Below are 9,562 nucleotides of genomic sequence, written 5' to 3' on the forward strand. Positions count from 1 at the left end.
CCGGGGACACGATCCTGGGCCGAGGCACCACCATCCTGGAGCACCCGGACGGCACGCTGGTGGACTACCTGGACTCGCTGCAGCGCCTGGCCGGGTTGCCGGACCTGCCGCTGCATCCGGCCCACGGGCCGCAGCATGCCGGGTCGCACGCGCTGATCGCCGCCTACCGGCAGCACCGCGAACAGCGCCTGGAGCAGGTGCGTGCCGGGTTGCGCGCATTGGGCAAGGCCGGGGTCCACGCCACGCCCGCTGAACTGCTGGACCTGGTGTACCCCGACCTTGATCCGCGCCTTGTCGGCGCGGCAACCCATTCGCTTGAGGCGCAACTGCACTACCTGGCGATCAACTCCTAGCCGCAAACGCGGCGCTACTTGGCCTCGGCGGCCTTCTGGGCGGCGTCGGCCAGCTTCGGCACGACGTTGTCGATGGCCCAGGACAGGGACAGCGGGGAGGCCGCGGAGACCGAAAGCACCTGCTGGTCGTTCTCCATGGCCACCAGCCCGCCGGTCTTGGAGGCCGGGATCTGGGCGAAGAGCTCGTTGCTCTTCAGCGCGTCCTGCACGGTGGTGCCCGAGGCGACCGAGGCGAAGAAGATGTCTGACTTCAGCTCATTGGCCTTCTCCGGGGACCATTCGAAGTAGAAGGAGCCTTCCGGGGTGTTCTGGGTGACCACTTCGGCCTGCTTCATGCCCAGCGAGGTCAGGAAGCGCGGGCGGTTGTCCTCCCCGGCGTACAGGCTGATGGTCTTGGGCTGGGACAAATCCCCGGCGATGAAGCTGGTGTCCTTGAAGACCGGGTACTTCTCGGCCTGCCCGGCCAACTCACCTTCCAGGTCCTTGATCAGCTGCTGCGCCTGCTCGTCCTTGCCCAGCAGCTCGCCGGCCGCTTCGGTGGTCTGCTGCCAGCTGGTCAGGTAGTTGGCCTCGATCGGCCCCACGGTCGGAGCGATCTTGGACAGCTTGTCGTACTCCTCCTTGGTCAACCCGGAGTACGCGGCGAAGATGGCCTGCGGCTTGGCCTGGGCGATCGCCTCGAAGTCGATCCCGTCGGCGACGGAGAACTGCGTCGGCGCGTTCTCGGAGCCGATCTGCGCGCCCAGCTCCTTGAGCTTGGCGTCCTTCCAGTCGGTCGAGTTGTTGGCGTTCTGCCCCCAGATGTCGCTGTCCATGCCGACCGGAACGGTGTCCAGGGCCAGCAGGGCGTCGGCATTGACCCAGGAGATCGTGGCGATGTCCTCGGGCACCTGGTCGAAGGTGGTTTCCCCATAGATGTGCTCGATGGTGATCGGGCCGGAGGCGGCAGCGCTGCTCTGCTGCGCATCCTTCGCGGTGTCCGCGGCGCAGCCGGTCAGGGCCAGCGCGGTGGCGGCCGCCGCGGCGACCAGGGTATGACGACGAGTTAGTTTCATCTTGTTTCCATCTGCAGTAGCAAGGGACCAAAAACCGGCCAAGGTTGGTTAGGCAAACCATACCTGGACCGGATGCAACATTACTCGGTGCCGCATTCATTAGACAACACGCGTCAACTGTAATTCAGGCCACAGCTTCGAGTGGGTTTCCGCCAGCCCCGGATTTCCGGTGCGGTGCGGCCACCGGCGCCGATGAACAAATATTGCGCCCCAACCCGGAACCGCCCCGTCAGACGCTAAGGGAACGGATCGGCGGCAGCCCGATGCCCGCCGCCGACCCGTTCCGGGCCTGCCCGATGCCCGCCCTATTCGGCGAGCGCGTGGATCCCGCCGCGCTCCCCGGCCGAAAGCAGGCGTTGCGGGGCGGCAACGGAAATCGCCAGGCGGACCAGCAGCAGCCCGGCGCCGGTCGCCCCGACGCAGACGGTCAGCACGGTCAGCGGCTGCATGATCAGGGCCATGCCGGCCAGCGGGAACACCAGGACCAGGGAGGCCAGCCCAAACCCGATGGCCGCGGTGAGGGTGGGGATCATGACCGACTTCACCCGGGCCCGGTTCATCAGTTCGTAGGGCATGCCCAGCCGGTTCAGCCCGTGGTACAGGTCCGCCCGGTCCAGGGTGGCGGCGGCCTGGGTGATCGTGCTGGAGGCGGCCACGCAGATGAAGCTCACCGCCAGGGTCAGCAGCACCCCGCTCAGCACGTCCTGGCCCAGGTGCTGCTCCCATCCGGCGCTGCCGGTGTCCCCGGTCAGCTGCATCATCGCCGCGCCGGTGCCGCCGACCACGGCGATGAAGGCGGCCATCGCCACGCCGGAGACCTGGCGCCACGCCTGCTGTGGGGATTCCAGGATCATCCGGGCCGCCAGCAGTTGCGCCCCGTCCTGGGCCTTGCGCAGCTTGGCACGGCCCACCATGGCCACCAGCCACGGGCCGACCAGGTTCATCACGCCCAGCCCCATTCCCATGCCCAGCACCAGGATCACCAGCATCGTGGCCAGATCCCGGGCGATGACATCCAGGTAGGTGAACACGTTGTACAGCACCACCAGCACGCCCAGGGCGATCAGGGCACGCACCCAGCGGGGCTTGGGGGTCAGTGCGCGGCGGCGCACGGCCAGCGGGGTGATCACCAGTTTGCGCAGCCCGATCAGTGAGCTGATCACCGAAAGCACCGCCACCGCCAGCAGCACCCCGACCACCACCAGCGCGGAGGCGTAGACCGCGTTGCCCAGCGCCCGGCCCTGGAAGTGGATCAGCCCCACCAGCGGGGCCAGCAGGTAATACAGCCCCACGCCCAGCACCGCGCCGGCCATCGCCGCGGCCACCGCCTGCAGCACACTGATCCATCGCACCTGCCCGCCGGTGGCGCCCATCAGGCGCAGCGAGGACAGGGCCCGGTCGTGGCTGCGCGCCGAGAGCTGGGCCGCGGCCCGTCCGAGCACCAGCAACGGGATGATCAGCAGCATGACCGCCAGTGCGGCCAGGGACAGGTAGGTGCCCTGGGCGTCGGCCGGCAGCTGGCGGAATGCCAGCGCTCCGCCGACCACGGTGAGCACCAGGGCGGTGACCACCGCGTAGCTGGTGATCGTCAGCAGCAAGGGCCCGCGCCGCCCGCTGGTGCGCCGCCCCAGCAGCCAGGCCAGATACAGCGAGTTCATCAGCGCAACACCCCGTCGGCCTGGCCGGAGAGCGAGTCGCTGGCGATCCGCCCGTCGAGCAGGCGCACCGCGCGGTCGCAGCGGGAGGCGACCTGTTCGTCATGGGTGACCATCACCAGGGTCTTGCCTTCGGCGACGGTGCCGGCAAAGAGCGCGTCCAGCACCTCGGCCCCGGTGGCCGAATCCAGCGCACCGGTGGGCTCATCGGCGAAGATCAGCTGGGCGCCGGTGACCTGGGCGCGGGCGATCGCCACACGCTGCGCCTGCCCGCCGGACAGTTCACCGATCCGCCGCTGCTCCATGCCGGCCAGCCCCATCCGGATCAGCGCCTGGCGGCCCAGTTCGATGGCCCGCTGGCGCGGGGTGGAGTTGATCAGCAGGGCCATCGCCACGTTCTCCTCCGCGGTCAGTTCCGGGATCAGCAGCCCGGACTGGAAGACGAAGCCGAACGCCTCACGGCGCAGCTTCGAGCGCTGCCCCTCCCCCAGGCCGGTGATTTCCACCGGGGCTCGGCCGGGCAGGGCCAGGGTTACGGACCCGGAGTTCGGGGCCTCGATCCCGGCCAGGGTGTGCAGCAGGGTGGACTTCCCGGATCCGGAGGGCCCCATGATGGCCAGGGAGCCTCCCCGCGCCACGTCCAGGTCCACCCCGTCCAGGGCGGTGGTCGAACCGTAGCAGCGGGTCAGGGCCCGGGCACTGAGAACAGCAGTATTTTCAAGCATGATCCCAGCTTTCCAGCCGCGCACCCACCGCGTCCTCGGCCGAGCGGGCGAAAAACGCCGCCCGTTTTCTCCTACCGTGGTAGCACTCACGGCGGGCCGGGCCAACGCCCGGGTATGCTGGGCGCACCATGGTTTTGGAACTCTACACCCAGCCGTTTTGTGCCCCCTGCGTCCGTGCCCGCCAGGTGGTGCGCCGGGTGGCGGAGCTGGTCCCGGCGCTGGAGGTGCGCGAGGTCGACGTGGTGGCCCAGTGGCAGCTGGGCCGGGAGCTGGGGATCAGTTCCACCCCGGTGATCCGGCTGCTGGATGAGGACCGCCAGCTGCTGCGCGCCGAATCGGTGCCCACCGTGAACCAGCTGCTGGCAGCGGTCGCCGAGCACCTCTAGGTCCGGCGCTGGCCCGCCGGTGTGACGCGTCCCCGGATCCCGGGTGGTGCGACTCGCACCCCGCCGAAGCCGGGTTTCGGCCCCCGGATGGGGAACAATGGGACGGGTGAGTGTTGCTTCTTCCCTTGGTTCGCCGGTCGGGTCCCCTGCGGGGCATGAGTGCTTCCAGCGGGTGCTGGCCGATTCGTCGAACCGCATCGAATGGCTGCGGGCCCGCTCACAGGGCATCACCGCCACCGACGTGGCCAAGCTGTCCACCGAACGCTCCATCAAGTCCGCGGCCTGGGACAAGCTGTACGGTTCCGGTTTTTCCGGCAACCCCTACACCGAGCACGGCCGGCGCCGCGAGCCGGTGATCGCCAACTGGGTGCTGGAGAACTTCAACATCTTCCCCTCCAGCCAGCTGTTCCATTCCCGGGAGAACCGCCTGCACCTGGCCACCCCGGACGGGCTGGGCTTCGATGCCCAGGGCACCCCGGTGCTGGCTGAAATCAAGACCACGAACAAGCCCTTCAACCGGGTTCCGCGCCACTACCTGCGCCAGATCCTGTGGCAGCAGTACGTGATCGGCGCCGAACGCACGCTGTTCGTGTGGGAACAGCACGAGAACTTCATCCCGCTGAACGCGGTGCCCGAATTCCGTTGGGTTGAGCGCGATGACACCATGATCGCGGACCTGATCGCCAAGGCGGGGTCGCTGATCGACGAGCTGCGCCGCCGCACCCTGCGCCAGCAGCAGCTCGACGACTACGGTCCGGCCGCCCTGCGCCTCTAGGCGTCCTGCTTCCGCCGCTGCCCCCTGCGCCGGACCCTGCCCTTAACGAACAGCGGCGCACCCACGCTCTGCCGCCCAGGGCTGCACGGGCGTTAAAGAGCGACGGCGCCGGCAGCACAGGCTGCGGGCGCCGTCCTCAGCTGCGGCCGGCCGGATGCAGCTAGGAGCCGATCTCGGGCTGGATCCGCGGGTCGGGCAGGCTTTCGGGGTAGTCGGCCACCAGCTCCGCGAGCAGCTTTTCGCGCACCATGTTGCGCAGGTCCCACAGGTCTCCGGCGTTGCGGGCCGATAAATAGATGGTCACGGTCTGCAGCCCGCCGACCGCGTCGGTCACGACCAGGGAGTTGCTGCGCCCGTCCCACAGGTCCGAGGACTCCAGCAGTTCGGTGGTGCGCTTGCGCAGGTAGTCCACCGGGGCGTTCCACTTCAGCTCCAGCACCACGTTGCCGCTGATCTCGGTGGAGCGCCGCGACCAGTTCTCAAACGGCGTGGTGGTGAAGTAGGTGGAGGGCAGGATCATGCGCCGCCCGTCCAGCAGCAGGACCACCACGTAGCTCAGGGTGATCTCCTCCACCGAGCCGCGTTCGCCTTCCACCACGATGGTGTCGCCCACGCGGATCGAGTCGGTGAAGGCCACCTGCATGCCGGCAAAAACATTGGACAGCGGGGTCTGCACCGCCAGGCCGACGACCACCGACATCAGGCCGGCGGAGGCCAGAATACCGGCGCCCAGCGCCCTGACCTGTTCGATTGTCAGCAGGATCGCGGCGACCGCCAGCACCACCAGGATCGCGGCCAGCACCCGGCGCAGCAGCCCGATCTGGGTTTCCACCTTCGCCAGCTTGCGTCCGGTGCCGATCTTCTTCTGCAACCGCTCCAGCATGAAGTTCTCGATCCCCTTGGACAGGCGGATCAGGAACCAGGTGACGCAGGTGACCAGCACGACCAGCCAGGCGAACTGCCAGAACTGGTACCCGGTCTGGTCCCGGCGCAGTGCCAGCAGTGCGCTCTTGACCACAATTGCGGCCAGGGCGCCGAAGAACGGCAGCCGGGTGGCGGCAATGTCGCTGGACATGGTCTGGCTGCGGTGGAAAATCCGGGTGAACGCGAAGCTGAGCACGAAGGTCAGGACCGCCGCCAGCAGTAACCCGACCGCGATCACCGCCCAGAATCGCAACGATTCGGGTAGGAACCCGGAGGCTTCGACAACGTCGGTGACTTTGCTTTCGAGGTCTTCAATCGGTGCAGTAGGACTGGGAAGCATGTTCACAGCATGTCACAGTCGGCTTTAACGTTGCTGGGCGACATCCGAATGTACGCCCAGCGTGGAACCGCGCAAAGTTCCTAGGTATCGAACCGATACCGTTTGGGCGCCGAATCCAACAGTCCCTTGTTTTCGTGGGGCACACCACCTGTACTGGTTTCATGGATCACTGTGCTGTGGTCCAGGCGCTCAAACAGAAGGGAAGCCGGTGAGGGCAATGCGCCGCAAGAAGCTCGGATTAGCCGCGGCAATAATAGCAACAGGACTCATGACAGTGGCACCATCGGCCACTGCAGTATCGGTGCCGGCAGCGTCGCCGGCCACCGCATGCGCCACCGTCTACTGGGGATCGCTGACCAAGACGGTGTCCACCCATGCACGATCCACCAGCGTTGACGATGTGCGTACCGGACGCCACGCCTGCTTCGACCGTCTGGTCATCGACCTGACGGGCAAGAAGACCGGGTACACCGTCAAGTACGTCAACGCGCTCTACGCCCCGGGCAGCGGCAAGAAGGTCACGCTGCGCGGCGGGGCCACGCTGTCCATCACGGTCAACGCCCCGGCCTACAACTCCAAGGGGCAGCCGACCTACAACCCGGGGGCGACGATCCGCTCCCTGGACTACACCACCTTCCGGCAGCTGGCCTACCTGGGCAGCTTCGAAGGCCAAACCGACTGGGGCCTGTCCACCCGGGCCCGGCTGCCGATGCGGGCCTTCACGCTGGATGGACCGGGCACCGGTTCACGGCTGGTGATCGATGTCGCCCACCATTGGTAGGCAGCCTGTAGGCCGTCACCCGGCGGCTGTCAGTTTGCCCCTCCGGCCCGCGGGCCGGCAACGCTAAGGGTCAGCCGGTGTCATGCGCCCACTTCAGTGCGTAACACCGGCTGACCCGCGCGCACGGATGTGCCACCATGCAATATATGAACCCCGTCTTCGCCTATCAGCAGGTTGATGTGTTCGCGCCCACCGCCTTCAGCGGCAACGGGCTGGCCGTGGTCTTCGACGCCGATGAGCTGGACACCGAGGCGATGCAGAGCTTCGCACGGTGGATGAACCAGTCCGAAACCGTTTTCTTCATTGCCCCCACCGAGCCGGGGGCCGACTACTCCATCCGAATCTTCACCCCCAGCACGGAGCTGCCCTTCGCCGGGCACCCCACCCTGGGTGCCGCCCAGGCCTGGCTGGAGGCCGGCGGGCAACCGGCCCGCGACGAGCACCTGATCCAACAGTGCGCCGCGGGCCTGATCGAGGTGCGCGTCGAGCGGGAGGCCGGGGCGAAGCACCTGCGCCGCCTTTCCTTCCTGGCCCCGCCGCTGACGCGCAGCGGGCCGGTGGAGGACGATGTGCTGCAGTGGGCGATCAGCGGGCTGGGGATCAGCCCGAAGGACGTACTCGCCCACCAGTGGCTGGTCAACGGGCCGAATCATGTGGGGCTGCTGCTGCGCGATGCGGACGTGGTGCTGGGCATCGAACCGGACTACCCCGCCCTGGAGGGCCTGGAGCTGGGGGTGATCGGGCCCTACACCTCCTCCAGCGTCACCTTTGGTTCCTGGCAGCCGCGCGGCAGCGTACTGCCCCGCGTGTCCGGAACCCGGGAGGAGCTGCGCCCGCTGGATGCCTCGGACCGCTATCGTTCCGAGGAGCGCTTCGGCTCGGTGGTGCTGCAGCCTCCGGCCGACTTCGAGGCCCGCTCCTTCGTGCCCAGCGAGGCGATCCAGGAGGACCCGGCCACCGGCTCGCTGAACGCCGGATTCGGGCAGTGGCTGACCGAGGCGGCCCTGGCCCCGCAGCGCTACACCGTCCGCCAGGGCACCCGGGTGGGGCGTTCGGCGATCCTGCACGTGGAAAATGACGGCACCGGCATCTGGGTGGGCGGGGATGTGGTCACCCGGATCTGCGGCAACGTGGAATTCCCCTCACCCTAGGCCCAGGGAACGGCATGCCGGGCCGCAGGGGTCTAAGCTTGGCAGGTGACTTCCCCCGATTTTGACTCCAAGGCCGCGTGGCGGGCGCTATGGGCGCTGGTCATCGGCTTCTTCATGATCCTGCTGGACACCACGATTGTGTCCATGGCGATGCCGGCCATCATGGGGGCGCTGCACGCGGATTTGACCGCGATCATCTGGGTGAACAGCGCCTACCTGCTCACCTTTGCGGTGCCGCTGCTGATTACCGGGCGCCTGGGTGACCGCTTCGGCCCGCGCAACATCTATCTGATTGGCCTGGTGCTGTTCACCGGCGCCTCGGCCTGGTGCGGGCTTTCCCCCAGCATCGGCTCGCTGATTGCCGCCCGCGCCGTGCAGGGCTTCGGCGCGGCGATGATGTCCCCGCAGTCAATGACGATGATCACCCGGCTCTTCCCCTACCGTCACCGTGGCGCGGCCATGGGCGTGTGGGGCGCGGTGGCCGGGGTGGCCTCGCTGGTGGGCCCGATCGCCGGCGGGCTGCTGGTGGACACCCTGGGCTGGGAGTGGATCTTCTTCATCAACCTGCCGGTGGGCGTGCTGACCTTCATCCTGGTGATGCGCTGGGTGCCCAAGCTCCAGCCGCACTCGCCGACCTTCGACACGCTGGGCGTGATCCTCTCCGCGGCGGCCATGTTCGCCCTGGTCTACGGCATCCAGGAGGGGGATTCCACCAACTGGGAACCGTTCATCGGGCCGATCGGCTCGGTGCACCTGATCGTTGCCGGGCTGGTGCTGTTCGCGGCGTTCATCTGGTGGCAGTCGCGCACCACCAAGGAACCGCTGGTGCCGCTGGGCCTCTTCCGCGACCGGAACTTCTCCCTGGCGAACCTGGGCATCAGCTTCATGGGCCTGGCCATCACCACGCTGAGCCTGCCGATGATCTTCTACCTGCAGTCGGTGCGCGAACTGACCCCCACCCAGGCGGCGCTGCTGATGTCACCGATGGCGATCGTCTCGGCCGTGTGCGCACCGTGGGTGGGCAAGCGCGTGACCGCCCACGACCCGCGCAAGTTCGCGATCCCGGGCTTCGCACTGTTCGGCGGGGGCATCGTCAGCTACGCGTTCCTGATGCACGCCGACACCCCACTGTGGGTGCTGCTGCTTCCACCGGTGCTGCAGGGGCTGGGTTCGGCCATGATCTGGCCGTCGTTGTCGCTGACCGCCACCCGCGACCTGGGCCCGGCCAACGCCGGGGCCGGTTCCGGGGTGTACAACACGACCCGGCAGATCGGTGCGGTGCTCGGCTCGGCGCTGATCGCGGTGATGATGCAGTCGCGCATCTCGGCGCAGGTGCAGTCCCAGGCCGGCCCGGACGCCCCGCTGCCCGATGTCTCCGGGGAGCTGACTCCGGGCGCGGTGCTGCCCGACTTCCTGC

At 68.0% G+C, this 9,562-nt stretch carries 9 protein-coding genes and 1 pseudogene; 6 read left to right on the top strand and 4 right to left on the bottom strand.

Features of this window, described 5'->3' with window-relative positions; genetic code table 11:
- Positions 1 to 353: pseudogene (locus RCJ92_RS13395) on the top strand (MBL fold metallo-hydrolase); the annotation flags it as partial.
- 14 nt (positions 354 to 367) lie between these two features.
- Here the strand turns inward: RCJ92_RS13395 and RCJ92_RS13400 are convergent.
- From RCJ92_RS13400 to RCJ92_RS13410, 3 genes are all read right to left on the bottom strand, one after another.
- Positions 368 to 1,408: an ABC transporter substrate-binding protein gene (locus RCJ92_RS13400; protein WP_421014187.1), complete on the bottom strand. Its 1,041-nt coding sequence runs from the start codon at positions 1,406 to 1,408 to the stop codon at positions 368 to 370.
- 305 nt (positions 1,409 to 1,713) lie between these two features.
- Positions 1,714 to 3,066: an FtsX-like permease family protein gene (locus RCJ92_RS13405; RefSeq protein WP_446754808.1), complete on the bottom strand. Its 1,353-nt coding sequence runs from the start codon at positions 3,064 to 3,066 to the stop codon at positions 1,714 to 1,716.
- Positions 3,066 to 3,788, bottom strand: coding sequence for an ABC transporter ATP-binding protein (locus RCJ92_RS13410; protein ID WP_446754809.1), 723 nt, complete (start codon positions 3,786 to 3,788; stop codon positions 3,066 to 3,068). The genes RCJ92_RS13405 and RCJ92_RS13410 overlap by 1 nt, the downstream gene beginning before the upstream one ends.
- 128 nt (positions 3,789 to 3,916) lie before the next feature.
- Here RCJ92_RS13410 and RCJ92_RS13415 point away from each other — a divergent pair, with 128 nt between their 5' ends.
- Positions 3,917 to 4,174, top strand: coding sequence for a thioredoxin (locus RCJ92_RS13415; RefSeq protein WP_138926743.1), 258 nt, complete (start codon positions 3,917 to 3,919; stop codon positions 4,172 to 4,174).
- A 106-nt stretch (positions 4,175 to 4,280) separates the two neighbouring features.
- Positions 4,281 to 4,949, top strand: coding sequence for a YqaJ viral recombinase family protein (locus tag RCJ92_RS13420; protein ID WP_425459782.1), 669 nt, complete (start codon positions 4,281 to 4,283; stop codon positions 4,947 to 4,949).
- 160 nt (positions 4,950 to 5,109) lie between these two features.
- On the opposite strand, the gene RCJ92_RS13425 is transcribed toward RCJ92_RS13420, so the two are convergent.
- On the bottom strand, positions 5,110 to 6,213 hold the full coding sequence (locus RCJ92_RS13425; protein ID WP_054821715.1) for a mechanosensitive ion channel family protein: 1,104 nt from the start codon (positions 6,211 to 6,213) through the stop codon (positions 5,110 to 5,112).
- Between the two features lie 217 nt (positions 6,214 to 6,430).
- Here RCJ92_RS13425 and RCJ92_RS13430 point away from each other — a divergent pair, with 217 nt between their 5' ends.
- The 3 genes from RCJ92_RS13430 to RCJ92_RS13440 form a co-directional block, all read left to right on the top strand.
- Entirely contained in the window at positions 6,431 to 6,994 is a 564-nt protein-coding gene (locus tag RCJ92_RS13430) for an AMIN-like domain-containing (lipo)protein (protein ID WP_138176541.1), read from the top strand.
- 146 nt (positions 6,995 to 7,140) lie between these two features.
- Positions 7,141 to 8,145 carry a PhzF family phenazine biosynthesis protein gene (locus RCJ92_RS13435; protein ID WP_343833827.1) on the top strand — a complete coding sequence of 335 codons (1,005 nt, stop codon included), beginning with the start codon at positions 7,141 to 7,143 and terminating at the stop codon, positions 8,143 to 8,145.
- A 45-nt stretch (positions 8,146 to 8,190) separates the two neighbouring features.
- Positions 8,191 to 9,562 (top strand): DHA2 family efflux MFS transporter permease subunit (locus RCJ92_RS13440; RefSeq protein ID WP_446754810.1); only part of this gene is annotated, 1,372 nt, incomplete at its 3' end.

Source organism: Glutamicibacter sp. BSL13 (assembly GCF_052928425.1).